23 protein-coding genes are annotated in these 25,724 nt (G+C 43.1%); 8 read left to right on the forward strand and 15 right to left on the reverse strand.

The features are described from left to right. The first annotated feature begins 94 nt into the window (after positions 1–94). From ftsY to AC1EKB_RS03645, 8 genes are all read left to right on the forward strand, one after another. On the forward strand, positions 95–1,216 hold the full coding sequence (ftsY, locus tag AC1EKB_RS03610; protein WP_481248877.1) for a signal recognition particle-docking protein FtsY: 1,122 nt from the start codon (positions 95–97) through the stop codon (positions 1,214–1,216). A gap of 53 nt (positions 1,217–1,269) precedes the next feature. Continuing rightward, positions 1,270–2,787: an ammonium transporter gene (locus AC1EKB_RS03615; RefSeq protein WP_415694441.1), complete on the forward strand. Its 1,518-nt coding sequence runs from the start codon at positions 1,270–1,272 to the stop codon at positions 2,785–2,787. Between the two features lie 241 nt (positions 2,788–3,028). Further along, complete coding sequence (locus AC1EKB_RS03620; RefSeq protein ID WP_415694442.1) at positions 3,029–4,384, forward strand: MATE family efflux transporter; 1,356 nt, start codon at positions 3,029–3,031, stop codon at positions 4,382–4,384. Between the two features lie 181 nt (positions 4,385–4,565). Beyond that, on the forward strand, positions 4,566–6,029 hold the full coding sequence (gene dnaB / locus AC1EKB_RS03625; protein ID WP_415694443.1) for a replicative DNA helicase: 1,464 nt from the start codon (positions 4,566–4,568) through the stop codon (positions 6,027–6,029). Further along, on the forward strand, positions 6,013–7,377 hold the full coding sequence (locus AC1EKB_RS03630) for a MurT ligase domain-containing protein (protein ID WP_415694444.1): 1,365 nt from the start codon (positions 6,013–6,015) through the stop codon (positions 7,375–7,377). Before dnaB ends, AC1EKB_RS03630 begins: the two co-directional genes overlap by 17 nt. A 27-nt stretch (positions 7,378–7,404) precedes the next feature. Then, the gene (locus AC1EKB_RS03635) at positions 7,405–8,211 is read left to right on the forward strand and encodes a type 1 glutamine amidotransferase (RefSeq protein ID WP_415694445.1); all 807 of its coding nucleotides are present in this window, start codon (positions 7,405–7,407) and stop codon (positions 8,209–8,211) included. Between the two features lie 95 nt (positions 8,212–8,306). Then, positions 8,307–8,504, forward strand: a complete 198-nt coding sequence (locus AC1EKB_RS03640; protein ID WP_032841657.1) for a type II toxin-antitoxin system HicA family toxin — start codon at positions 8,307–8,309, stop codon at positions 8,502–8,504. Continuing rightward, positions 8,504–8,923 carry a type II toxin-antitoxin system HicB family antitoxin gene (locus AC1EKB_RS03645; protein ID WP_415694446.1) on the forward strand — a complete coding sequence of 140 codons (420 nt, stop codon included), beginning with the start codon at positions 8,504–8,506 and terminating at the stop codon, positions 8,921–8,923. Before AC1EKB_RS03640 ends, AC1EKB_RS03645 begins: the two co-directional genes overlap by 1 nt. A gap of 185 nt (positions 8,924–9,108) precedes the next feature. On the opposite strand, the gene upp is transcribed toward AC1EKB_RS03645, so the two are convergent. From upp to AC1EKB_RS03720, 15 genes are all read right to left on the reverse strand, one after another. Next, positions 9,109–9,747, reverse strand: a complete 639-nt coding sequence (upp, locus tag AC1EKB_RS03650) for a uracil phosphoribosyltransferase (protein ID WP_004120306.1) — start codon at positions 9,745–9,747, stop codon at positions 9,109–9,111. A 262-nt stretch (positions 9,748–10,009) separates the two neighbouring features. Further along, positions 10,010–10,672, reverse strand: a complete 663-nt coding sequence (locus tag AC1EKB_RS03655) for a thymidine phosphorylase (protein ID WP_415694447.1) — start codon at positions 10,670–10,672, stop codon at positions 10,010–10,012. Positions 10,673–10,718: 46 nt separating this feature from the next. After that, on the reverse strand, positions 10,719–11,921 hold the full coding sequence (locus tag AC1EKB_RS03660) for an NUDIX hydrolase (protein ID WP_415694448.1): 1,203 nt from the start codon (positions 11,919–11,921) through the stop codon (positions 10,719–10,721). Positions 11,922–12,236: 315 nt separating this feature from the next. Further along, a complete protein-coding gene (nucS, locus tag AC1EKB_RS03665) occupies positions 12,237–13,034 on the reverse strand; it encodes an endonuclease NucS (RefSeq protein ID WP_481248878.1) in 798 nt (265 codons plus the stop codon). 75 nt (positions 13,035–13,109) lie between these two features. Next, positions 13,110–14,582 (reverse strand): amino acid permease, encoded by a 1,473-nt coding sequence (locus AC1EKB_RS03670; RefSeq protein ID WP_415694450.1) that lies wholly within the window; start codon positions 14,580–14,582, stop codon positions 13,110–13,112. Positions 14,583–14,693: 111 nt separating this feature from the next. Beyond that, positions 14,694–17,465, reverse strand: a complete 2,772-nt coding sequence (locus AC1EKB_RS03675) for an ABC transporter permease (protein ID WP_481248879.1) — start codon at positions 17,463–17,465, stop codon at positions 14,694–14,696. Positions 17,466–17,471: 6 nt separating this feature from the next. Continuing rightward, complete coding sequence (locus AC1EKB_RS03680; protein WP_415694452.1) at positions 17,472–18,173, reverse strand: ABC transporter ATP-binding protein; 702 nt, start codon at positions 18,171–18,173, stop codon at positions 17,472–17,474. 102 nt (positions 18,174–18,275) lie between these two features. Next, entirely contained in the window at positions 18,276–18,896 is a 621-nt protein-coding gene (locus AC1EKB_RS03685) for a DUF5701 family protein (protein WP_004131086.1), read from the reverse strand. Between the two features lie 51 nt (positions 18,897–18,947). Next, positions 18,948–20,015, reverse strand: a complete 1,068-nt coding sequence (locus tag AC1EKB_RS03690; protein ID WP_481248880.1) for an aspartate-semialdehyde dehydrogenase — start codon at positions 20,013–20,015, stop codon at positions 18,948–18,950. A 76-nt stretch (positions 20,016–20,091) separates the two neighbouring features. Next, positions 20,092–20,685 carry an ACT domain-containing protein gene (locus tag AC1EKB_RS03695; protein WP_481248881.1) on the reverse strand — a complete coding sequence of 198 codons (594 nt, stop codon included), beginning with the start codon at positions 20,683–20,685 and terminating at the stop codon, positions 20,092–20,094. Positions 20,686–20,791: 106 nt separating this feature from the next. Further along, on the reverse strand, positions 20,792–21,556 hold the full coding sequence (locus tag AC1EKB_RS03700; protein ID WP_415694454.1) for an aspartate kinase: 765 nt from the start codon (positions 21,554–21,556) through the stop codon (positions 20,792–20,794). 182 nt (positions 21,557–21,738) lie between these two features. Next, complete coding sequence (gene recR / locus AC1EKB_RS03705; protein WP_004131082.1) at positions 21,739–22,347, reverse strand: recombination mediator RecR; 609 nt, start codon at positions 22,345–22,347, stop codon at positions 21,739–21,741. Beyond that, entirely contained in the window at positions 22,348–24,696 is a 2,349-nt protein-coding gene (gene dnaX, locus AC1EKB_RS03710) for a DNA polymerase III subunit gamma/tau (protein WP_415694455.1), read from the reverse strand. 129 nt (positions 24,697–24,825) lie between these two features. Further along, complete coding sequence (locus AC1EKB_RS03715) at positions 24,826–25,230, reverse strand: Rv3654c family TadE-like protein (protein ID WP_004132318.1); 405 nt, start codon at positions 25,228–25,230, stop codon at positions 24,826–24,828. After that, positions 25,227–25,688 (reverse strand): TadE family protein, encoded by a 462-nt coding sequence (locus tag AC1EKB_RS03720; RefSeq protein WP_415694457.1) that lies wholly within the window; start codon positions 25,686–25,688, stop codon positions 25,227–25,229. The genes AC1EKB_RS03715 and AC1EKB_RS03720 overlap by 4 nt, the downstream gene beginning before the upstream one ends. Between the last annotated feature and the right edge of the window lie 36 nt (positions 25,689–25,724).

A 25,724-nucleotide genomic window follows, 5' to 3' on the forward strand; every position in this document is an offset into this window, starting at 1 on the left:
ATATTTGTGTAATTTTTGCGAATAATCAACAATTTTAACTAAAATTTGAGCAAATTCCCTTTAATGTGTCCCTTTAATTTCATAGGCTTATTATATGAACATGGTTATGGACTTAAATTTGATTATATGGTTTACTGTTGGCGCAGTTATTTTAGCTGTTGCTTTAGTGGCGGTAGCTGTTGTTTTGCGAATTATTGGAAAATCGAATGGCCCAATAATACCTACTAGCAAAGAAGACCCATTGTCTAGTAGCGCTGAAAATAATGGCGATTTTAGCGCACAATTACCAGAAAATGCAACATCTAGGATGGCTAGGCTTAGAGGCAAGCTTGCGAATAGTCAAAATCCTTTTGGACGCGCGCTTTTTAACATTTTAAGCAAAGATAATCTTAGTGAAGATGACTGGCAAGATGTAGAAGACACGCTTTTAATGGCAGATGTTGGCGCTCAAGCAAGCGAAGAATTAGTTGAGTCGCTTAAAAAAGACGCCAGGATTTCTGATGCTGCCAGCTCGCAAGAGGTTCGCGAAACATTGCGCGCAAAACTGCTGGATGTTGTTGGAGTCAAAGCAGATAGAAGTCTAAAAGCAGATTTGCAAGATGCAAATAAGCCAAGCGTAATCATGATGGTTGGCGTAAATGGCACTGGAAAAACCACTACTGCTGGCAAGCTTGCGCGACTAATGGTTTCTAAAAATCGTTCTGTAATTCTTGCTGCTGCCGATACTTTCCGCGCGGCTGCTGCAGATCAGCTTGAAACTTGGGCAAATGCTGCAGGTGTTAAAGTTGTTCGTAGTCAAAAAGATGGAGCAGATCCTGCTTCCGTGGCTTTTGATGGTGCTACAGCTGCCAAAGAAGAAAACGCAGACGTTTTGATTGTAGACACGGCTGGAAGGTTGCAAAATAAGGCAAATCTTATGGAAGAGCTTGGCAAAATTCGCCGCGTAATCGAGAAAACTGTTCCCGTAGACGAAGTGCTTTTAGTACTTGATGCTACAACTGGCCAAAATGGAATGGCTCAAGCAAAAGTTTTTGCGCAAGCTATTGGAATTACGGGCGTTGTGTTAACAAAGTTAGACGGCTCCGCAAAGGGTGGAATTGTGATTTCTGTTCAACGCGAGCTTGGAGTACCTGTAAAGCTTGTTGGATTAGGGGAAGGTCCAGACGATCTTGCGCCGTTTGATCCAAAAAGCTTTGTAGATGGCATTTTGGCGTGAGCTGATTAGAATATAAGTTGCAACCACCGATGGTTGTGTTTGTGAGGTGAAAAATGACCGCAATGGATCCGCAATGGGCGTTACTGGCTGCCGCATTAGTGTTTATAATTACGCCAGGAATCGCACTGTTTTATGGTGGCCGCGAGCGCGCAACATCAATGGTTAATATGATGATGCTTTCCGCTGGTGCAATTGCGGTAACAACTATAGTTTGGACTCTTTGGGGCTGGTCAATGGCCTTTGCTGGAAAAGACATGATTGGCGGTGTTGTTGGCGACCCTGTAAGCGGATTGCTGCTACGCGATTCGATGGTGGCAGATCACGGCATTTTTACTTCGATGGATGCAAACACTGGTCTTGCTGGCGGAATTCCAGCGGCATTTAGACTTGCGTGCGCGGTTGTTGCTGTGGCTCTTATAACTGGTGCGCTTGCTGGTCGTGTGCGCTACGCGATTTGGCTAATATTCGTAGCTGTTTGGGTAACTCTTGTGTTTGCGCCTCTTGCGCACATGGTTTGCGGAGGCGGTCTGCTTTCTCCTAATGGCGCTATATCTCAGGCTCTTGGAATTCAGATTCACGATTTTGCAGGCGGATCTTTGCTGCATGTAGCTGCGGCTGTTTCTGCTTTAGCAATTGTTCTTATTATTGGCGGTCATGCTCATTTTCCTCTTAAGAATTTTGTTTTGCATACCAAGTCTTTTGCGTCTTTGGGTGGTGCAAATTCGGAACACAAGGGCAATTTAGTTCGCGCGCTTTTGATGGAAGTAGCAAAGTCTAATAAGACCAATGATTCTGCTGCTTCTAGCGATGATTCTAAAGCTAAGGGCGATTCTTCTTTAGAAAACGCTAGCGAGCTTGCGGTTAATGGCCATTTTTCCAATGTTTCTGCACGAGCTCCGCACAATGTTCCATTTGTTGTTCTTGGAATTTTCATCATTTGGTTTGGATGGCTTGGCTTAATGATTGGATCTTCTGTAGGTCTTCCAGGAGTTGCTGGATATGCATGGGTTAGCTCAACTATTACAGCGTCTGCGTCTATGCTTGCTTGGGGCGTTACGGAACGCTTGCGCTCGGGATGTTTTAGCGCCGTTGGAGCAGCTAGTGGAATAATGGCTGGTTTGGCTGCTAGTGCCGCCGCTGCAGACGTTATAGCGCCTTTGTGGGCGGTTATACTGGGTGCGATTGTTGGCGTTGTTACATGCCTTGCTACGCATTCTAAGACTTTTACTCGCTACGATGGTGCGCTACACGTTGTAAGCGTAAATGGCATTGCTGCGCTTATTGGCATTATAGCTGTTGGATTGTTTGCGGATGCAAGCGGATTGCTTTCCACTGGCGATTGGCATCAGCTAATTGCGCAAATATGCCTTCTTGCAATCACCATTCTTTATTCTGGAGCCGTTAGCGCGTTGCTTGCGTTTGGATTAGAAAAGCTTTTTGGTTGGAGAATATCGGAAGCTAAAGAGCGTAAGGGTGTTGATTTAGCGGATCAAGGTGAGCGCGCGTACGATTTTTCTGGCATTGCTCAAGAAAAATCTGCGATTGACGCTGAAGATAAGACACAAATGTGACACACTCGGATTGCGCAATGTGGATAAAACTTTTAGTTATCCACATTTTAGGCGTGTTGCTGTGCATATCTATAAAAGTTATCCACAAATGGGGGATAACTTTGTGGATATCCTGCGGATAACTTTTTTGAAATCATATTCGGTTTGCAAATCAAAAAGTTTTATGATAGCGATTGCATAATTCAAGATAAACGATTTAATTATCAAAAAGGCATTAAAAGGCGTTAAATAGGCCATTATTATGAGCGATCAGAGTGAAAATGTTAACAAAAAAGACCTACTGAAACACATATTTTCTCTAGCTATTCCTACATTTGGCCAGCTTATTGCAGAGCCAGCGTTTGTTTTAGTAGACACTGCAATAGTTGGGCATTTAGGCAAAACGCAACTTGCAGGGCTTTCAATAGGCTCAACCGTGCTTTTAACAACAACGGGGCTATGCCTGTTTTTGGCGTACAACACAACAAGCCAAGTCGCGAGACTATTGGGTGCTGGGAAAAATCGTCAAGGGCTAAGCGTTGGAATGGATGGATTGTGGCTTGCTCTTGGGCTTGGGGTTGTTCTAACGCTTGTTTTAATGGTGTTTGCGCGCTCGCTTTGTCAAAGCTTTGGCGCAAGCGGCGAAACGCTTAAAAACGCGATTATTTACACTCAAACTGTTATGCCTGGATTGCCTGCAATGTTGCTAATTTACGCTGCAAATGGCATTTTTAGAGGACTTAGTAAAGTAAAAATCACGCTTTTTGCTGCAATAAGTGGAGCTGTACTAAACGCTATTTTAGATATTCTATTTGTGTTTGGAATGAACCTTGGCATTGCTGGGTCTGGAATAGCAACAATGATAGCGCAATGGTATATGGGTATTGTTTTAACGCTACCAGCGATTTTTTGGGCAGCTCGAGAAAAAGCACGTTTGCGTCCACAAGCGCGTAGCATACTTAAAAGCGCTGGAAGTGGCGTTCCGCTGTTTATACGCACATTGGCATTACGCGCGTGCATGGTGGCAACTGTTGCAGCTGCTGCGCGACTTGGAACAAACACTTTAGCGGCATATCAAGTTGCAAATTCTTGCTGGAATTTTGTTATGAACATATTAGACGCTATAGGAATTGCAGCTCAAACAATAGTCGCTTCCGCTCTTGGAGCTGGCTTATTAAAACGCGCTAATGTAATAACAAAAGTTTGTGCACAAGTAGGAGCATTAAGTAGCGTAATTGTTGGAATTTTAATGATATTTGCAGGATGGTTATGCTCGCCGCTGTTTAGCACAAATGCCGAAGTGCAACTTTTGGTTTCAATAGGAATGACGATTCTTGGAATTTTCTTGCCTCTATCTGGATTTATGTGGGCTCTAGACGGAGTGTTAATCGGAGCTGGAGATCACAAATATTTAGCCCAATCGTGCTCAATTACAGCAGTTGTGTATCTTCTTGTAATTAGCGCGGTTTGTGTGGCAAATGTGGCTCTTTTTGCTGGAGATGTTACTAAAACAATATCGCTTTGGGTTGCTCTTAATGCTGTGTATATTGGCGGACGAGCGCTTGGAAATTCGCTTAGAGTTAAAACGGATGATTGGATGAAGTGTGCAAATTTGTGATTTGTTAAGTTGATTTGTGATTTGTGATTTGTGATTTGTGAAGTGTGACTTGTGAAGTGTGACTTGTGAAGTGTGACTTTTAAGTTGATTTGTAAAATCGTGAAGTATTTAACTTACGATTTGTGTTGGTTTATATAAACTTTTGTTTGCATGCTCCGTGCAGACGTTTATACTCGATTTTATGGCAGATAATGATATGTGGCAGTCAAATCGAAAAGACTCAAACCGATTAAACAACGCTAACGCTAATGTTAGCTTGTTTGACAAGGTTCCGCCTCACGACGAAGACGCGGAAATGGCCGTTTTGGGCGGAATGCTAATGAGCAAAGATGCTATTGGCGAAGTTTCACAAATCCTAGAAACAGCAGACTTTTATATTCCAAAGCATCAAACAATTTACGACGCGATTATAAGCCTGTTTTCTGGGTCGCAACCAGTAGATGTTGTTTTAGTTGCAAACGAGCTTCTAAAAGACGAAAACCTAGAGAAGATTGGCGGAGCAGACTACTTGCATAGCCTTGTAGCATGCGTTCCTACAGCCGCGAATGCGCTATATTATGCGGATATTGTGCACAAAAATGCGATTTTGCGAAACGTGATTGCTGCTGGAACAAAGATTGCGCAAATGGGGTATTCAGCTACGGGAGATCAAGCAGAAGATGTTGTGAACCTTGCGCAATCCGAAGTTTACGAGATGAGCTCTGGCAAAGTTCATCAGGATTATTCCGCTATTGGCCCAGTTGTGCAAGACGCTCTCGAGCAGTTAGACAAGTTGCAAAGTAACGAGATTGAAAAAGGCGTTCCAACAGGATTTAGAGATATTGACGATATGACGCAAGGCTTGCAGCCAGGGCAAATGGTAGTCGTAGCTGGTAGGCCTGCAATGGGAAAGTCAACTCTTGGAATCGACTTTGCGCGTTCTGCAGCGTTGCATCACAATATGACAACAATCGTGTTCTCTCTAGAAATGAACAAATTGGAGCTTGCTCAAAGAATAATCGCAGCCGAAACGGATATTCCAATGACGGCAATGCATCGCGGAACTGCAGAAGACATTACAACAGATAGGTGGACTAAGCTAAACGCGTTTTGGTCAAAAATGAAAGACGCTCCGCTTTTTATAGACGATAGTCCAAATATGAGTCTTATGGAAATTCGCGCAAAATGCAGGCGACTAAAGCAAACGAACGACTTAAAGCTAGTTGTAATCGACTATTTGCAGCTTATGACTTCTGGAAAGAAAGTTGAATCTAGGCAGCAAGAGGTTTCCGAGTTTTCGCGCGCGTTAAAGCTGCTTGCAAAAGAGCTAGAAGTGCCAGTTGTTGCGCTAAGCCAGCTAAACCGAGGGCCAGAGATGCGAAACGATAAAAAGCCTCAGCTTTCGGATTTGCGCGAATCGGGATCTATTGAGCAAGACGCAGACGTTGTGTTTCTTGTGCACAGGCCTGATTTTTACAACAAAGAAGATCGCCCTGGCGAAGCAGACATTATTATGGCAAAGCATCGCAATGGTCCTACAGAAACGTTTAATCTAGCTTTTCTTGGAGCAACATCTAAGTTTAAAGACATGCCGCAAGGATACCAGCCGCAATCGTATGCGCAAGGAAATGATGCCGTTGGAGGCTACGATGGCCATGCTGCTTGATGCTTTGATGCCAGCTGTAGGAAAGCTGGTTCGCGCGGTTTCTAGAGCGTTGCACCACGGTGGAAGCGCTTTACCAGGCAAAGTTGTAGAAACACTAGATCGTGGGTTTTTAGCTAGAACGCTTGGGAGTTTGCCTTACGGAGTTGTGCTAATTTCGGGAACTAATGGCAAAACTACTACGACTCGCATGGTTGCGTCTATGCTCAGAGATGCTGGATTGCGCGTGTTTACAAATCCTACGGGATCGAATTTTACGCGCGGAGTCGTGGCGTCGCTTGTGCAAGAAATGCCTGTTTTTGGCACAAAGTTAGATGCGGATATAGCTGTTTTAGAGCTTGATGAAGCTTATGCTGTGCATCTTGTAAATCAAATAAAGCCGCGCTATTCGCTTCTTCTAAACGTTATGCGAGATCAGTTAGATAGATTTGGCGAGATTGACACTACAGCTAAATTGTTGAGTAATGTTGCGCACGCGACTAAGCGAGTAGTTGTGTTAAACCGCGAAGATCCGCGAATTTCTGCGCTTTCTAAAGACGTTTTGCCGCCTTGCAAAGTAAAGTATTTTGGTTTGGACGATTCGTTAAGAAGCATGTTCCCAACCGACGACGATTTGCATAGTGATTCGCGTGATGATTTGCGTAGTGATTCGCGTAGTGATTCGCGCAATCTTCCGCATGCAGATGTTGTTTTGGCAAAAGTTGATGGCAATAAAGCCGATTTTTTGATTGATGGTCATAGAGAAACCACTAGCGTTAAGTTGCGAGGCGTGTATAACGTTTTTAATGCTGCTGCTGCGTCTACGATTGTGCGTGCTATTTTGGCGGATGCTGCTAAAAAAGATGCAACGTTCGCAAAATTTAACGACGATGCGCTTATGGATGCGATTTCTCGCGTAACACCAGCATTTGGGCGAGGCGAAGTAATCGAAGTTAACGGCGCTCCTGTTGAGCTTGTTCTAGTGAAAAATCCTATTGGATTTAGACTTGCGCTCGCTTCTTGTAAGCCTGAAAATCATGACACAATGATTGCAATTTGCGACGAATACGCGGACGGTCGAGACATGAGCTGGCTGTGGGACGTTGATTTTACGTGCTTTAGCAGCACTGGAGTCGCTTGCGTTTCTGGCACACGCGCGTGGGATATGGCTTTGCGTTTGCAATACGACAAAGTTGCTTCTAGAAATGTGAACACTGATTTAGAAGAAGACGTTAAAGCCTTTGTAAATGGTGATTTTAGTAGCAATGCTAAAAACGCAAAACGCATATATTGCACATACACTGCAATGCTTCGCGTGCGAGCTACATTAGGGCAAATCGCAAGCGTTAAAGATGTTGGAGTCGGAAAGTAGCAAGAAAGTAGCAAGAAAGTAGTCGTAATGAATAATATGAGTGACGTTAATGATATTAGTCAAGCGAATGCTACTAATAAAGACGCAAATCGCGTGCTAGATATTGTGTCGCTATACCCAAAAGACATGAATATTTACGGAGATTACGGCAATGTGCTTACGATTATGCGCCGAGCGGAATTGTATGGCTACAAGCCCGTGCTTCACGAGTACAACGTTGGCGATGATTGGCCAAAGCGAGTAGATATGATTCTTGGTGGCGGCGGCCAAGATCATGGTCAAAGTAGAGTTACGGATGATTTATTTGCACGCGCAGACGCGATTCGTGAGCTTGCAAAAGATGGCGTTCCAATGCTTATGATTTGCGGGCTTTACCAGCTTTTTGGAGAATACTTTGAGACTATTGAAGGCCAGAGGCTTGAAGGCATAGGCATACTCGGCGAGCATACGGTTGGTCAAGACGTGCGCATGATTGGAAATCTTGTTGAGCATAGCGCCGATTTTGGAGATATTGTGGGATACGAGAACCATTCCGGGCGCACAAGTTTGCAGAGTGGTACGCAGCCATTAGGCTCGGTTGATGGTGAAAATTGCGGAAATAACGGTGAAGATCACACGGAAGGCGCGCGCAAGTACAACGTTATTGGCACTTATATGCACGGTTCGGTTTTGCCAAAAAATCCGCGTTTGGCTGACTTTTTAATTCGCACAGCTGCTCAAAATCGTTACGGCGAATTTTCGCCCAAGCAAACTGATGCTCAACGCGCGGAGCTTGCCAAATTGGACGAATTAGCAGATCGCGCTCGCAAAGTGGCAGTAACTCGTCCGCGGTAAAATCTGCTCTCACTAAATGAACATAGCGTATGCATGATTTAGTAAAAATTTGATTGATTATTTTATTTTATGCGCATAGTGTGTATAATCTTTTTATGAGATACAAAGAGATTGAAAAACGTCTTAAGAAGGACGGCTGGATACTTTTTGCACAGCGTGGAAGTCATTGTCAATTCGTACATAAAACTAAAACAGGTAAAGTCACAGTACCTAAACATCCAGGTGATATTAACCCATCGGTTGTTAAGTCAATCTGGCGTCAGGCAGGAATTAGTGAAACAAAGGTGAAATGATGAAATTAGCGTATCCTGTTATTCTTACTCCATATGAAGATAATAGTGGGGGTTTTGTTGCAGAAGTTCCTGATTTGCCAGGGTGTGTAACTGGCGGTAGTAATCTTGCAGAGGCTCTGATTATGGCAGAAGATGCAGCAAGCGGATGGGTTCTTACAGAACTAGAAAGTGGCAAGACTGCTCCAGAAGCTAGTGATATTAGTGATATTGTTACAGAAAATCCTAATTCAAAGTTATCTATGGTTGCGCTTGATATGGATTCCTATGCTGCAAAATACGGTTCTCAGGCAGTTCGTAAAAATGTTACTGTTCCAGCTTGGCTTGACACTTGGGCGCAAAAAGCTGGAATCAGCTACAGTGGGGCTTTGCGCGATGCTTTAGAGGCTTTATATGCTAAAGGAGCTGTGAATAAAGCGTAGTTGTATTAGTAGATATATTATCTGATTTGACGCAATATTGCGCAATCAATTAATGCAAAAGCCTGCTGAACTTGCAAAGTGTTGCAAATCAGCAGGCTTTTTGTGGTTTTAGATTCTAGTTTTTGATTCTAGTTTTTATATTTTAGCTTTATATTCTAGTTTTCGTTTGATTTAGCTAGTGATTATTAGTCAATCAAGCCATACAAGCGATCGCCAGCGTCGCCAAGACCTGGAACAATATAAGCTTTGTCGTTCAAATGCTCATCTACAGCGCAAACAACAACCTTAAAGTCAATAGAAGGATCAATCTCCTTCTCAATGCGCTCCAAGCCTTCTGGCGCTGCCAAAATGTTAATAGCAGTAACATCTTTAGCACCGCGCTCTGCCAAGTAGTGCGTAGCAGCAATAAGAGTGCCGCCAGTAGCAAGCATTGGGTCCAGCAAGAAGCATTGACGACCAGTCAAATCTTCTGGCAAACGGTTAGCATAAGTTACGATGTCGAGCGTTTGCTCGTCTCGCTTCATGCCAAGGAATCCAACTTCAGCAGTTGGAAGAAGGCGAGTCATGCCGTCGAGCATGCCGAGGCCAGCGCGCAAAACTGGCACAACCATTGGGCGTGGACGGTTCAAATGCTTGCCAGTCATCTTGCAAATAGGAGTTTCAATCTCGCGATCGCTAACTTCCAAGTTGCGTGTTGCTTCGTATGCTTCGAGAGTTACCAATTCGGAAACTAACTCGCGGAAAATATTAGATGGTGTATTCTTATCTCGCAAAACGGTGAGCTTGTGGTCCACCAGCGGATGATGTAAAACATGAAGATCCATACCTTCTAGATTAGTGCAAGCATTGCACGTTAAGCTAGCGGCGTGCCGTGATTATTTAGGAAAAATATAAACAAATGTTAATGAAGGTTGAATTTTGTGAATTGTTGGAGAATATAAAACATCTTAAAAACGCTGACTTGCGAAAGCGCCTGTCGGCGCAAACGCCGCTCGCAGCGGCAAAAAATGGAGCCCGGGGCTTAAGCACAAGCCAGCGTCACTCCCGAGTATACATGCTTTTAGATTTCAGCGCGCCGCGAATAATCTAATCAAGCTTGCCTGCCTGCCACAATTTTGCGCCGCTAGCAAAGTCTAAAGAAAGCGCGTGCATGTTCGCACAAGTGTGCAAAATACTGGCAATTTTTTGCGCGTTGTTGCTGCTAGAGTCTTGCGCATTTTGGCTTAACTTTTTTGCGTATGTGCGCATTCCGCGCGAAATAATAGCGCTAAACACAGAAGCGCGATATAGCGCAACAGCAAAATCGCCAGTAAACGCTCCAGAAAGAATCGAGTCTGCAAGTCGCGCAATATCTTCTTTTGTAGGAGACTCGTCAACTCCAGTAATCGCCGATGCGCTAGTGGCCTCTGGCTCGCCGATGCGCCAATATGCAGCATAAGAGTCGCCATTCTTGCGTAGTGATGTGCGGAGCAAATACAATCGCCAAAGCATTCCAGGAAGCGATTGTGCCTCTGCTTTACTCCACAAATCCGCAATAATCTCAATGCCTTCGTTTTCTACCAAGTTAAGCACGCGCTCAACAATCTCGGGAGTTTGCGTTTTATGAACGCGGTTTAGCAAAACGGCTGCGGAAGTGTGGCTAATTTCGTTTACGATTTGCGGGTCGGTGCCACCTTCGATTTGCGCGAGCATAGCTGGATCCATTTGCGCTGGCCTACTAGGGCGATTTGCGCCGATTGGACTTGGCATAAACGCAGATCTACTCGAGTGAATTGAGCCAGATTTTGAATTTAGATTAGTAGACAATTGGCAAAACCTTTTCTATGTTTACGATTTTAGGGCCTTTTTCGGTGCTTATAATATGCAAAACTACAGCATTTCCTGTAGGCATGTATGGGGATTTTTGACTAAGTATGCGTTTATTTGCTTTTGGCTTAGAGATATCCCGTAAATGCGCAAAAAATGTTCCAATAATTGGGCGATGCAGGCACATAACCGTTGTTGTTTCTGATTTTGTTTCTGATTTTGCTGTTGCTGTGTTGCCATCGCTAGTTGCATTTATAAGATTTTTGATTTCACTTACTAGCACGTTTAGAGTTGACTTTGGATTTTTCTCGTGAAAATCTTCTGTAAGCTCCGCCACTTTTTCTATATTGATTGAAGAGTTTTTTGCAAAAGCGTCTACAGTTTCCAAGCATCGTTTCCAAGGAGACGAAACAATTTTGTTTGGAGCATAGCAAGCAAGCTCGCGACCAAGCGCGTAGGATGCAGCGGAGCCAAGAGGCGTGATTGGGCGAGTTGCTTCGCTTCCTTGCCAAGCTTTACGCGATTCCGCTTTTCCGTGACGCACAAGAATAAGCGTTTTATAATTTGCTTGCCCAGATTTGATTCGCTCAAGGAATGCGTCTAAAACAAGTTGATCGCTATCGTGCGTAAGCTTTTTGCGCGCGTCTTCGGGCGTAAGCCAAACAACATTGCCGATTTCCGTAGGCTTCGCTGGTTTTATTGGGCCAAATGCTGGAAGCCGCTTTATTGCATCGCTTTCGCTTATTTCGCGCATCATCCAATAGTGGATTCGCTTGATTACTTCTGGCTGACCGTTATTTTGCGAGCCGCTTTTTGTGCTGCTTTTTGCGGATGATTTTTTGCCTTCGTTTTCGAGTGGATATTCGATTTGCGCAATGTGCGGCCCCAGTGTAACCGCGTATCCTGTTTCTTCGCCAACTTCGCGCACAGCAGTATGACGATGCGATTCATTCGCTTCGTTCTTTCCTTTTGGCCAGCTCCAATCGTTGTATTTTGGGCGGTAAACAAGGCAAAGCTCTATGTTGTTTTCGTTTAACACTTGATTGCAAGCGTTGGAATCGCTGCCAACATTACCGAAATCTTCGTTTGGATTTGTGCTGTTCGGCTTGCTTTCTTTGCTAGTAGTTTTGCGCAAGCGGTAGATTATTCCGCCAGCTGCTTCAACATATCTCTTCGCTACTGTTGCACTCATATTCACTATTTTAGCGTTTTTCTTTAGCAACTTTTAGTTGTGCTTTAATGTTTTATATTTTTAATGTTTTATATTTTGTACACAGTCATTACTGTGATAAAAGTGTTATGACTGTCATTTTTCTCGTTCGTGACAGTGATTTTCGTATATATGACTGTCATCTACTATATTTTGACTGTGAGCTTACGCATTTTGACCGAGATGTGTCGACTTATGACAGTCATTCTGCCTGACGCTACTGTGTGAATGCGCGGATGTGTGGATGTATGACTGCGCGGATGCGCTAGGATAGCGATTCGCGAATCGCGAGTATGTCTAAAAAAGTCGCAGCTCGTTTGAATCAGCACCGCGCATATCGTCATAATCCAAAATAAGGCAAGTAAATCCTCTGTCTTGCGCAAGAACGCGCGCTTGTGGACTAATCGTTTGAGCTGCAAAAATGCCGCGAACAGGTTTAAGAAGTGGGTCGCGGTTTAGCAATTCGCAATATCGCGTAAGCTGCTCAACGCCATCAATGCCGCCATTTCGCTTGATCTCAATAGCAACGTGAACGCCGTTAGAATCCTTAGCCATAATATCTACTGGGCCAATCGCAGTAGGGTATTCGCGTCGAACAAGCTTTGCGCCTTTGCCAATGCGTTCAATTTGCTCTGCTAAGTAATGCTGTAAATGCTCTTCCACGCCGTCTTTAACAAGACCTGGGTCTTCGCCTAAATCGTAGGAAGAATCGCTATAAACGTGTTGCAAAACTATGCGAAGTATGTCGTTGCCCTTTTTAGCTGCGATTTTTAGAACAGTTCCGTCTGCAAAAACAGATTCTTCATTAGATTCTTCATTAGATTCTTCATTAGATTCATTATCTGATTTGTCTAATTCTTCATTAGATTCATTAGATTCGCTATCTAATTCAGATTCGCCAGATTCGCCAGAATCCTTTTCAACTCGCATCGTGCATGGAGCAACCATCCAATTTAGCGGCTTGTATGAGCCAATCTCCGAAAAAATAAGCACGCTTCCGTCTTCTTTAATAAGCAAAACGCGCTTAGCTGTTGGAAGACTTGCGTTAAGCCTACCCGTGTATTTTGCACTACAATCCGCAACAATAATTCGCACACAAAAAGCGTAGCATAAATCGCGTAACTATCTGCACAAAAACTATCTGCACAAAGCTTCCGATAAATCGCGTAACTACCTACCTAAAGCCTCCGCTAAATCGCGATTCTGCCAGCGCTGATGCAACGCGCAATAGCCTCCAAAAAGCAAGAGCCAAATAAGGCCGCCAATCGCAGATCCGCGAGTGTCTTCGCTAATAAACAGTGTTATGTAAACAAACGCAAAGAAAGCAATCGTTAGCGAATTAAGCAACTTATAGTGCGGCATAACAAAGCCGTCTGGCATAAAATCAGCCGAAGCGCGGTACTTTCTGTGCGTAACCATAATCAAAATGTAAATCATGATTATTACTGCCGAAGATGCAGAAGCAAACACAATAAACGCGCCATGCACTCCAGGAATCGAGTTAATAATCGGCGAGAACAGGATTAGCGCAGCAGAAAAAATAATTGCTCGCGCAGGAACCTTAGTGCGCGAAACTTTGCGCAAATGCGAAAGAACAGGAGAATTAGATTCTAACGCAATTTGATACATGTGCCTTCCTGCAGAATAAAGCAGTGAATTAAGAGCAGAAGATGCTGCTGTAATAACAACAAAGAACACAAGCGCCGAAGCCCAATGAAGCCCTGCATAATGGAAAACCATTATAAACGGAGACATATAAACGCCTTTGGAATCGGTAGCTTTAAATTGTTGCCAAGGAACAATCAGCATGATTGAAGCAAGCGCTCCAACGTAGAAAATCAAGATTCGCATAATGATTTCGTTAATCGCCTTTGGCAAAACTTGGCGAGGATTCTTAGTTTCCGAAACTGTAACGCCTACAAACTCAATAAGCTGGTATGCGTAGAACACCATTTGGAAGCTCATCAAAAATGCCAGCCATCCATTTGGCATAAGCGAGAAGTTGTTGAAAATATTATCAAAGCCTGCGTGACCTGCAGGATTTGCAACGCCACTAATCTCCGTTGCAGGGTAATGGTAGCCAATAATAACCATCACGGCAGCAGTTACAATAAGAGCCACAATCAGCGTGATTTTAATCATTGAGAACCAAAACTCTGTTTCTCCAAACAGCTTTACAGCAACCAGATTTATGCACACTAAAGCAGCCAAAAACGCTACTTCTATAAGCCATTTCCAGCTGCTAACATCTATGCCAAAAGTTTGGAAGAACGTAACGCAATACGTGCTAACCGCCGTAATCTCGCTCATGCCAATAAGCACAAGTACTATCCAATACGACCATCCTGCAAAATCGCCCCAGCCTTTGCCTAAATATCGCGTAATAAAGCTAATAAACGTGTGCTGGTTTGGGTCTTTATACATGAGTTCGCCAATGCCACGCATAAGCAAAAACATGATTAAGCCAACAATTATGTACACAAACATAATGCTTGGCCCTGTAAGACTAATGGATTTGCCCGAGCCTAAGAATAGGCCAGTGCCGATTGTTCCACCTATAGCAATGAATTGCACATGTCTTTTTGTAAGGCTGCGCTCCATCTTGTTAGTGTGACCATTGTTTGTGTGGTCAATATCACTCATTGCTATAACTCCATTCTTTTAGACGTGAGCTTTCAATTTTATAGGAACCCTTAAATATTGGATTATTTGGATTATTTGGATTATTGTTAAACATTTTTAACGCATATAGGATTATTCCACACTTTTAAGCGAACTTACAGGGTCAATGCGATCCAATGCGGGATTAGTTGACCATTGAACAATCAAAGCAAAAATCAGCGTTGCAAAGCCAGCAATCGCATAGCTTAATGGAGAAACCTCAACCTCAAAATACAGTGCAGGCATCTTTAATGCGTTTGTTAGTAGACTTGCAACCAATCTTCCAAGAGGTAAGCCAACAATCACGCCGATTAGAGTAAGAGTAAACATCTCTTTATGAACGTAAGCGTGAACTTCTCTACGGTAGAATCCAAGAACTTTTAGCGTTGCCATCTCTCGCGAGCGCTCCGAAATATTTGTGCTTGCTAACGTGAATAGCACGGCTAATGCTAAGCCAGCAGCCAAAGTTACTATAAGCGCTACAACAGCATTCATTAAATCGAAGCTAAACGAATGTTTCATGCGCGTAATGCTCATAACAGCTAGAATGCCGCTTCTGTTTGCAAATTGATCTGCGTAACGCATTTTTGCGTCATCGTTTCCGCGAAGGCGCATCATTAGTGCATTATTCTTAACATTTTTCCCATTTTTAAAACCGAATATTCTTTCATAGCAACGAGAAGTCATATAAATGTTTGAACCAATAAGATTACGCACGATTGCGCGCGACTTCACTTTTGCACGCTTAAAACTTGAGTTGGTTATTGTAATGTAGTCTCCACTAGAAATGCCCAGCGATGATGATGCGCTTTGTGAAAGAAGCAGACCCGAGTCATCAAGCGAAATATTTTGCAAATTATTGTTAACATCTTGGAGGCGAATCATTTTAGACAACGCTGCCGAATCTTTAACAACTACGATTTGCACGCTTTCGGAATCTTCAACGCTGCTATTATGTGATTTGCTGTTAGAATTACCATTATTCGCATTGCTTTTTGCGATTTCTCCAGAGCTAATGTAGGCAGGCAAAACGGCATCAACAAGATTGTTGGATTTATCTTTTTGCACGCTTTTCTTCATATTTTGGAATGCATCTGGAGTGGAAATAGAAATCATATCGTAGTGGTAAATTCCGTCATATTGGCGTATTCCAAGAGTTGCTACAGTATCGTTTAACGCTAAAGCACATACGATTAATGCCGTGCAACCAGCTACGCCGCCAATCGTCATAAATAATCTGCTTTTAAAACGAGCTAGATTTCTTATAGATACTTTGTTTAGGAAGCTTAGACGATTCCAAATAAAAGGTAATCGTTCAAGAATCACGCGGGCTCCAGCTTTTGGAGATTTTGGACGCAATAATGCCGCTGGAACTTGCTTTGTCTCCCTCCAGCTTACGATTATTGTGCATATTGCAACTGGTATTACAAACGCGAGCACACAAAGCGAGCCGTAAAGCCAGTCGTATCGCAAAACAACTCCAGGAACTGTGTACAATCCGCGTAAAATCTTGAGTAGTAAAGATGGGATTGCTAAGAATCCTAGAATATCGCCTATTCCGCCGCCTATAAAGCATGCAAAAATCGCAAAGAAAGCGTGTCTTGTTATTGCTGCGCAACGGCCATACCCTAAGCTTAAGTACGTTCCAATTAGCCCTCGCTCTTCTTCTACCATTCTTGCCATGGATGTAAGGCTCATCATCATTGCTACTACAAGAAAAAGCACTGGAAAAGCGTATCCAAGAGATTGAATCGAGGCAACATCAGAACGCAAGCGAGTATAGCTCCCGTTTGATATGCGAGCAAAAATATGCCATCTTGCTTGAGGAACATGCTTTTGCACTTCTGTCTTAATTTTTGCGTAAATTTGCGTGCGAGCCTTAGCTAAAACAGAGTTGGGAGCGTTTTTAAGCATTGGCATGTTGGCTATAGTTTGATCTACTTTTTGATTAGTTTGGTCTTCTATAACTTGATTTGTGCGCGCTTCTTCGCAATCATTTTGCACGCTATTTTTAATTTGGTTTGAAGCATTTGCCACAATTGCGCGATACTTTTGTGAAAAATCGTTAACTCGTTGAGTCTCATCTAGGCGCACAGAAATAGACGTGTATGGAAGATTATTTGTGTTTTCAGTAATCGCAGAGGTAAAAATAGGGTAGCGCGATACTACAGAATTGCGGAAAGCTTTTGATTGATACCCTTTTGGATTGTCTAAATCGTTTATGTCTAGCACGCTTCCTGTGATTAGAAGCTTATATTCTTGATTTTGATTCGGTTGATTAGACGAATTATGTTGATTATTTTGATTAGCGTTTTGTTGCATACTCAAAAACAGTGTGCTACCAACGCGCAACCCACTATCGTGCAAAAATCGCTCAGTTACTACAGCTTGACGATTATTGGTTGGCATATTGCCACTAAGCAAATGTACTCGATTTAGCTTTTTAGAATCGTGATTATATTGCACAACGTTCATTGCATAAGATGAGTCGGCATTATTTGAAGGATGAGCAGTAGCTTTAAAAGACTTTTCTGCCTCTGCTTCACTAACAAATGGCAATTTTTTGATTGATTTAACATCGTTTTTAGTTAATCCAAGAGTGGAAACGATTTGTAAATCGTAAGCTTTGAGCTTAGAGTAAGTGTCATCTGCTCCAAGAAGCATATCGTTGCATCCTGCATAAATGCCAGTCATAACAGCAACACCAAGCATTGCTATAACTGCTAGTATGCAAAAGCGACGCCATTCGTGAATCCACATTCTTACAGCGCTAATAAAAACTATTGGCAAAATAGAGTGTGTGCGCTTATTGCGAATCGCAATTTTGCGTTTGATTTTCTTAGATTTTAAAGTCTCAATACTCACTACAAATCACCACTCAATATCTGCAATTGCCGTAGGATTTTCTTGCACTGTTTCGCTTATAACTTTTCCAGAATGGAATCTCACAACCTTATGAGCCATAGGAGCAATAGCAGCATTATGTGTAATAATAAGAACCGTCATTCCTTCTTTTTGGCAAATATCTTGCAATAATTGCAAAACAGCTTTTCCAGTTTCGTAATCTAGCGCACCCGTAGGCTCATCGCATAAAAGCAACTTAGGTTTTTTAGCAAGTGCGCGTGCAATAGAAACTCGCTGCTGTTCGCCTCCAGAAAGTTGTGCTGGGAAATTATTAAGTCTTTTTTCCAAACCTACGTCAATAAGCGTTTGTGCTGGATCAAAATGATCTGAGCAAATTTGTGAAGCAAGCTCCACATTTTCTAATGCAGTCAAGTTTGGAACAAGATTATAGAATTGAAAAACAAAGCCAATATCTTCTCTTCGATACTTTACTAATCCGCTGCCATTTAGCTTTGTAATATTTAAATCACCAACAGTTACACTACCGCTTGTTGCTGTATCCATGCCACCTAAAATATTCAATGCTGTAGTTTTACCTGCACCCGAAGCCCCTAGTATTACGGTGAGCTTTCCGCGTTCGGCAGTAAAACTAGCATCATCTAGCGCGCGCACAACACTTGATCCAGATGGGTACTCTTTTACAACATGATCAAAAGTTATGTACGCCACAATACACCTTTCTTACTGACTACTTAATTATGCTTTCGCTATTAATGCTTAATTTTAATTTATTATTTAATTTTAATTTATTCGGTTAATATTTAATTCTATTTATTGGAATAGCGATACGCCACGCCTTGCCGTGCAATATGCGTTTCCAAGCCAAGTGTGCCTCGAATTTGGCCAAACAGCGCCAAGACGTGCGGCTCCTTGACTTATCCAAATACTTGGAACTCTTCCATCGGAGCTTTTTGAGCCTAAAAGATTAAAGCCATTTTTGCTTTCAAGCCAATCTGGGTGCTGCGTCGCGATCGCTAATCCTTCTTCCAAAGTCAAAGGAAGGCGCTCGTCGGAGTCTATAAGCTTTCTAGCAACATCTGGCTCGCGATTCAAATACGATGTACCCGTATGTGGGTCAATCGCAAGGTAAAATGGCCCTTCTGGAGGCTCAAAACCATCTTGTGGCAAGAAACTAGCTATATCTCGAGGCGGCATTGTTGTAAAACCGGCCATTCTCTCAATGCTAGTTCTAGAAATCAAGGATTCTGGCGAAACCAGCTCGCGAGTAGGCACAAGAAGAATGTTTGTTCCCAAATCGCTTTGCTCAAGCGCGCGAATAAGTGGCAATGCTAAAGCGCGGAACGCCGCTGCGCTCATATCTGCAACATCTGGGTAGCCAAGGGCAACAATGCGGTCAAGCTGCTTTTGTATTTCTTGCGAAGCAATAGACATAGTTATATTTTACGTAAAATTTTCTACAATCGCGAGTGCGACTTAGCTTTATTAATACGCAAATCCGCGCTTTTTAGCTACGATTTCCGCCAATTGCACAGCGTTAAGAGCAGCGCCCTTGCGAAGATTGTCGTTTGTAATAAACATTGCTAATCCGCGTTTTCCATCAACCGCTTGATCTTGGCGAATGCGGCCAACGTAGCTTGCAGACTTTCCTGCAGCAAGCTGAGGAGTAGGAATATCGTCTAGTGCAACGCCAGTGGCAGATTTTAGTACTTCGCGAGCCATATCTGGAGTTACATCGCGCTCAAATTCGGCATTAATGCTCATTCCGTGACCCGTAAAAACGCCAACGCGCACGCATGTGCAGCTTGCTGCGAGCTTTGGCAAGTGCAAAATCTTACGACTTTCGTTGCGAAGCTTTTGCTCCTCGTCGGTTTCTTGCGATCCGTCATCAACAATCGCGCCAATAAATGGCACAACGTTGAATGCGATTGTGCGCGCAACTTTGGTTGGTTGCGGAAAATCAATCGCATCTCCATCAAACACAAGCTTATCTGCGCCCTGATCTAAAGCCGCTTGCGCTTCGTTCATAAGTTGCAACGCGCCAGCTCTGCCAGCTCCCGAAACTGCTTGGTAGGAAGATACAATAAGTCGCTTTAGGCCAAAAGCTTTAGAAAGTGGATTTAAAGCAGGCATGCACGCCATTGTTGTGCAATTAGGATTTGCAACAATCCCACGCGGAATATCGTTCAAATCTTGCGGATTTACTTCTGCAACTACAAGAGGCACATCGTTATGCATACGCCATTGAGAAGAGTTATCGATTACTATTGCGCCTGCATCGGCAAATCGCGGCGCCCACACTTTGGATGTTCCGCCACCTGCGGAGAAAATCGCAATGTCTATTCCGCTTAAATCTGCTTTTTCCACGTCTTCTACAACAACATCTTTGCCGCGATAGTTCAAAACAGTTCCTGCAGAGTGTGCGGAAGCCAAAAATCGCAAGTTTTTAATTGGAAAATCGCGCTCGTCTAATACGCGGCGCATAACCATTCCAACTTGGCCAGTGGCGCCTAAAACCGCAAGGTTTACGCCTGTGTTGCTTATAATTGCCATTTTGTCTCCCTTATTTTGCGATTTTGCGTGATTTTCTTTGATTTTTACGATTATTTAAGCGGATTTTTGCGCGCGATCAGCGTCCGCTTCCTCCATAAACAACAGCTTCGACTTTGCTTGCGTCTAATCCGTAAGCCGTGTGAAGTGCGCGAACCGCTTCGTCTAGCTGCTTTACTGGAACAATCGCCGCAATGCGAATCTCGGATGTGGAAATCATAAGAATATTAATTCCGTGATCGCTTAGCGCTGTAAAGAAAGTGGCTGCAAGACCAGAATAAGTTTTCATTCCAACGCCAACAACTGCGACTTTTCCAACAGAAGGGTCCACATCCATAGACGTAAATTGCAATTCGCCGCGCGCGCACTGCAAAACCTTGCAAACGGCATCCAAAGCCGAGCTTGGAGCTGTAAGAGATATGTCTGCCGTTTCGGTAGATGCGCTTGCCTGAGCAATCATGTCAATGTTAACGTTTGCTGTAGCAAGAGTCGTAAACACTTTTGCTGCGTTTCCAGGCTTATCTGGCACGCCTCTAAGAGTAATCATGGACTCGCTTCTATCGTGTGCAACGCCTGAAATTACAGGAGTTTCTGGTCCTAAGTCTGGGAATAAATCGCCCATTGTGGAGCGAATATCTACATTTGCCACTTTATTTGTTATTGTATTTGCCATTTTTGCCGCCTTCTGTCTATTGCCTATGTCTATTGTTTTTGCTTATTTACTGTGTATTATGCTGTGTATTATTTACCGTCTTACGCTTATATCTTTTAATAAATAATTAGCTTAGATTTGGCAGGCTTTTTGGATCTACGCCATTAGGAACAACCAAAGTGCCATTTCTGTGCGAAAACGAGCTGCGAACATGCAATGGCATGCTAAATCGTTGCGCATATTCAACGCATCGCAAAGCCAAAACGCGCGATCCGCAAGACGACATCTCTAGCATTGAATCGTAGTCAATAACTGGGATCCGCTTTGCTGTTGGAACGATTCTAGGGTCTGCTGTAAAAACGCCATCAACGTCTGTGTAAATCTCGCAAATATCCGCGCCCAAAGCTACAGCCAGCGCCACTGCCGAAGTGTCTGAGCCGCCTCGGCCAAGCGTTGTGTCGTCGCCAATCTCGCTGATTCCTTGGAATCCTGCAACAATAGCAACACTGCCTTTTTTAAGCGCGTGCTGAACGCGATCTGGCTTAACAGCGCGAATATGCGCCGCTCCAAATTGCGCGTCCGTCATAAAACCAGCTTGCGAACCTGTAAAAGAGTATGCGTGCGAGCCTTGCGCGTGAATCGCCATTGCTAGAAGGCTCATAGAAATGCGCTCGCCTGCAGTCATAAGCATATCCATCTCTCTGGCAGGCGGATGCGCGTTTACGCTCATTGCTTGGTCAATAAGATTGTCTGTTGTATCTCCCATAGCCGAAACAACAACCGCAACGTCGTTTCCAGCAGCTTTTGTACTGAGAATCCTTTTTGCTACGCGCTGAATTGCGTCCGTGTCTTCTACAGACGAACCGCCGTATTTCTGCACTATAAGAGCCACTTTAACCCCTTATGTTCAGGTTATGCTTCTAAAGCAAGCGCGTTAGAAGAATTAATCTAGAATCAGATTACCAAGCGTGCTCTATTTATTTTTATTTATTTCTATTTTTATTTTTGTTTTGCAATATATTAGTGGCGTGCATTCTGGCGAGTGGCTGCTTGCGATTTTTCCGCGTGCAATCTCTAAACGTCTTGCCTTCCTGCAAAAGCGCGCCCAAGAGTCACTTCGTCTGCATATTCAAGGTCTCCGCCAACTGGCAATCCGCTTGCAAGCCGAGTCACCTTTATATCAAGCGGCTCAAGCAGTCGCGCTAAATACGTGACTGTTGCTTCGCCTTCTATATTTGGATCGAGCGCTAAAATAACCTCTTTTACTTGTGCGTCTTTTAAGCGCTCAAGTAGTTGCGTTATTTTTAAGTCTGCAGGACCCACGTTTGCCATTGGATTAATCGCTCCGCCCAAAACGTGGTAAACGCCAGCGTACTCGTGCGTGCGCTCAATGCTCATAATGTCTTTTGGCTCTTCTACAACGCATATTTTTGTGTGATCTCTTCTAGGGTCTAAGCAAACAACGCAAGGACTTTGTTCGCACACGTTTCCGCAAATTTCGCAAAATCGCACGTTTTCTTTTAAGTCGTTAATCGAGTTGATTAGTTCTTGCGCTTGCGCGTTAGAAGACGAAAGTATGTAAAATGCAATTCGTTGTGCACCTTTTGGGCCGATTCCAGGAAGGCTAGAAAATGCGTCTATAACTCTGCCGATTGCGCCTTCGTACGATGACACATTATGCATTTATTCCTCTTGCTTTCTTTTGCGTGCGCGCGCGTTTTTAGGATTATTTGGGTCGCTTGCGCCGAATTCTTTTACAGATTTGACTTCAAACATTTTTTCCAAGTCGTCTATGCTCAAATTTGTAGCGGATTCTAAAGACTCGTCTTGCATTGAGCATTCGTCTTCTTGAGCGCCATTTATGCCTTCTGCAGAATGAGTTTGTGCTTGTGACGAAACTTGTTCTTGCGATGAAACTTGCAATGGTTGATCTTCTTGCGTTTCTTGCACGTTTTGCGCTCTATCAAAATCAACTGGCTTTATTGCTTGCTTTTCTTGCTGATTAGTAAGAGATTGCGATTGCTGAGTTTTATCTTGCGACTGCGTTTTATTTTGCGCTCGCGCATAAGCAATTGCGTCTCCCATTGGAGCAGAAGCCATACTAGCCCAAGCGTCATCTTGCGATGCGTCTAAATGATCATCTAAAGGGTTATCTAAATGATTACCTAAAGAATTATCTAAAGGGCTATCACCGCCTAAAGGGCTATCAGCGTTTAACTCGCTTTCCTCGCTTGTGTTTTTGCCAAATCCTTTTACAATTCCAGCTTTGCGCATAAGCAATTCGCGCTTAACTTGCGCAAGCTTTTGTGGATCCATTTTTGCTACGGATTCAACTTTTTGTCCATTTTCCGCAACAGAATCAGGCGCTATTGAAACATCTTTACCAAAAACGTCTTTTACTTTGCTCATAACAACAACTGGCACTTTTTTGCCATCGTAAGGAGCGGTTGTGCAAAGAGCAAGAGCAAAAGCATGCTGACTTATAGGCTCATCAAATGTTAAAACAAGCTTTCTTTTTAGCGGATTGCTTTCGTCTAATCTAACTTTTGGAACGTGATTTCTTTCTACGTATTCGCGAACATCATTTGGAAGACTTTTAACAAGATTGTTCCAAGCTTCGTCAACGTCTAAAATTTGATGCGCGTTTGTAGTTGCGCTTGCATTTGCATTCATGCTAGCGTTTGCGTTTTCTGGCTGTTCTAGCCACTTTGAAGCTGTTTCGGCAGTTTCAATCGTATTTGTAATAACAGATTTTTGAGTGTTTGGAATTGTATTTTGAGCATTATTTTGAGCATCGCTTTGCGCATTATTTTGTATTGCGCTTGCAGACTCAGTTGCATTGGCCGACCCAATAAAATGCTTTACGTTCGCTTTTGGCGCTTCAACATTTTTTGCATAAACTTGCGTTTGAATGTTTTCACTCGAATCCGTTCTAGTGCAAAGTAAGCGTGCAACAAGAATCTCAAGATTCATTCTAGGCGAAACAGCATTTGCCATTCCCGAAAAAGCATTATTTACAATTTCTGCCATTCTAGACAAGCTTCGCAAAGTGAGCTGACTTGATTGACGTTGCAAATCTTGCATGTCTTCTGGCGATAAATCCCCAAGCAAGTTTTTAGCACTATCTACTCCAGCAGAAGCCAATAGTAACAAATCGCGCAAGCGACCAAGCAAATCTTCTACAAACTTGCGACTATCGAAGCCTCCAACAATAACCTTTTGCACAGTTTCGTAAAGCTTTGCTCCGTCTTTTTCAATAAGAGCGTCAACAACATCTCCGATTAAGTTAGAAGGCGTAAATCCAAGAAGAGCAACCGCAGAATCTAGCGATATAACGCCATCTACGGAGCCAATCATCAATTGATCTAACACAGAAAGCGTGTCTCGCATGGAGCCGCCGCCTGCTCGCATGGCAAGCCGAAGAACGCCTTTTTGTGCTTTAATGCCTTCTTTTTGGCAAATACTCTCTAAATACGGACCCATTACTTCTGGCGGAACAAGCCTAAACGGGTAGTGGTGAGTTCTGGAGCGAATTGTTCCAATCACCTTATCTGGTTCAGTCGTAGCAAAAATAAACATAACGTGCTCAGGTGGCTCTTCCACAATCTTAAGCAAAGCGTTAAAGCCTTGAGGAGTTACCATATGAGCTTCGTCTAAAATAAAAATCTTATATCTATCTCTTGCTGGTGCGAATCCTGCGCGCTCGCGTAATTCTCTAGCGTCGTCAACACCGTTGTGGCTTGCAGCGTCTATTTCTACAACGTCTATAGAACCTGGGCCGCCTGTTGCAAGATCTTTACAGCTTTGGCATTTTCCGCACGGCTTAGAAGTTGGACCTTGTTCACAATTAATGCATCGCGCTAAAATTCGTGCCGAACTTGTTTTTCCACATCCGCGCGGGCCAGAAAATAGGTACGCGTGCGTAATTTTGCCTTGATCAAGTGCTCTAATAAGCGGAATCGTAACCTGATTTTGACCAATAACACCTTCAAAAGTGTCTGGTCTATATCTTCGATACAACGCAAGTGCCATAACTATAACCTACCGCCAACTAGATATTAACTTGAATCCGCTTACTGTTTAAGCAAATCATCTGTTCCATTTTAATCATCTAAGTACTAACATGCTAACGATGCGCTCTACTACATGCTACATTATGGTTCACTCGCTACAATCCACTAAACCCGCTTTAGCGCTTACGGTTATTCTAGAGGCCATTGGAACGTGTAAAGGAACGCTTAATTTTAGCGATACATCGTTATCTTTTTCCACACAAGACTCGATTTTTGCATTGTTTGCTGTAGCTGTGTTTTGCGCGATTTTGCAAGCGTCTCCGTGCATGTTTTGTATAGCAACCGCTCCCGATATTGCCGCTGCATTTGCTAACGCGTATGCGCGATGTTTTGAAACAAGAATTGTTCCAATAACCGCACAAAGAACCAGAATAGAGCAGATTGCGGTTACTAATCCTATGCCAAGCATAGTTCCAGATCCGCAATCCGCTCCGTGCAAATGTTTAGCTTCTAAGCATTGCGTTATTAATCGCTTAGCTCTTTTTTGATTCATATTAAAACCTGACTAATGCGCGCTTCTACTTGCATTGGTAAAATCTTCAGCGGGTCTGGCACAACCGGGCAACTAACAACAATATCTGCCATATTTCCAACATATTCGACTTTTACAGAACTATTTTTTCCAGATACTTTATGCACTATATTTTGAGCTTCTTTAGAATCGTGTGTAGATGCAATGTAATAGGTAACTTGGCCTGCTGCATCGTTGCAATTCATTGTATTTACTACTGATTTGCCTACAAAAATTAACACTATAGCAAGAATCGCAACTGTAGGTAGAATAATCGCAAATTCTGCGGTTACTGCACCTGAATCTTTAACATCTTTAACATTTTTAGTATCTTTAGTATCTTTAGTGAATTTAGTGCTTTTAGTTTGCTTGTAACTATTTATGCTTGTATTTTTTGCATTCCTTTTGTTGAAAATATTCAAAAATATATAATTCTTCATTTTTCTCATTTCTTTCGCATTAGTAAGTCTCCATTA

The organism is Gardnerella sialicivorans subsp. sialicivorans (genome assembly GCF_056746795.1).

Bases quoted from the DNA above. Each gene is read 5' to 3' on its own strand.
- ftsY (WP_481248877.1), top strand. From the start codon at position 95: ATGAACATGGTTATGGACTTAAATTTGATTATATGGTTTACTGTTGGC.
- AC1EKB_RS03615 (WP_415694441.1), top strand. From the start codon at position 1,270: ATGACCGCAATGGATCCGCAATGGGCGTTACTGGCTGCCGCATTAGTG.
- AC1EKB_RS03620 (WP_415694442.1), top strand. From the start codon at position 3,029: ATGAGCGATCAGAGTGAAAATGTTAACAAAAAAGACCTACTGAAACAC.
- dnaB (WP_415694443.1), top strand. From the start codon at position 4,566: ATGGCAGATAATGATATGTGGCAGTCAAATCGAAAAGACTCAAACCGA.
- AC1EKB_RS03630 (WP_415694444.1), top strand. From the start codon at position 6,013: ATGGCCATGCTGCTTGATGCTTTGATGCCAGCTGTAGGAAAGCTGGTT.
- AC1EKB_RS03635 (WP_415694445.1), top strand. From the start codon at position 7,405: ATGAATAATATGAGTGACGTTAATGATATTAGTCAAGCGAATGCTACT.
- AC1EKB_RS03640 (WP_032841657.1), top strand. From the start codon at position 8,307: ATGAGATACAAAGAGATTGAAAAACGTCTTAAGAAGGACGGCTGGATA.
- AC1EKB_RS03645 (WP_415694446.1), top strand. From the start codon at position 8,504: ATGAAATTAGCGTATCCTGTTATTCTTACTCCATATGAAGATAATAGT.
- upp (WP_004120306.1), bottom strand. From the start codon at position 9,747: ATGGATCTTCATGTTTTACATCATCCGCTGGTGGACCACAAGCTCACC.
- AC1EKB_RS03655 (WP_415694447.1), bottom strand. From the start codon at position 10,672: ATGCCAAGTCCAATCGGCGCAAATCGCCCTAGTAGGCCAGCGCAAATG.
- AC1EKB_RS03660 (WP_415694448.1), bottom strand. From the start codon at position 11,921: ATGAGTGCAACAGTAGCGAAGAGATATGTTGAAGCAGCTGGCGGAATA.
- AC1EKB_RS03670 (WP_415694450.1), bottom strand. From the start codon at position 14,582: ATGAGTGATATTGACCACACAAACAATGGTCACACTAACAAGATGGAG.
- AC1EKB_RS03685 (WP_004131086.1), bottom strand. From the start codon at position 18,896: ATGTCTATTGCTTCGCAAGAAATACAAAAGCAGCTTGACCGCATTGTT.
- AC1EKB_RS03690 (WP_481248880.1), bottom strand. From the start codon at position 20,015: ATGGCAATTATAAGCAACACAGGCGTAAACCTTGCGGTTTTAGGCGCC.
- AC1EKB_RS03695 (WP_481248881.1), bottom strand. From the start codon at position 20,685: ATGGCAAATACAATAACAAATAAAGTGGCAAATGTAGATATTCGCTCC.
- recR (WP_004131082.1), bottom strand. From the start codon at position 22,347: ATGCATAATGTGTCATCGTACGAAGGCGCAATCGGCAGAGTTATAGAC.
- dnaX (WP_415694455.1), bottom strand. From the start codon at position 24,696: ATGGCACTTGCGTTGTATCGAAGATATAGACCAGACACTTTTGAAGGT.
- AC1EKB_RS03715 (WP_004132318.1), bottom strand. From the start codon at position 25,230: ATGAATCAAAAAAGAGCTAAGCGATTAATAACGCAATGCTTAGAAGCT.
- AC1EKB_RS03720 (WP_415694457.1), bottom strand. From the start codon at position 25,688: ATGAAGAATTATATATTTTTGAATATTTTCAACAAAAGGAATGCAAAA.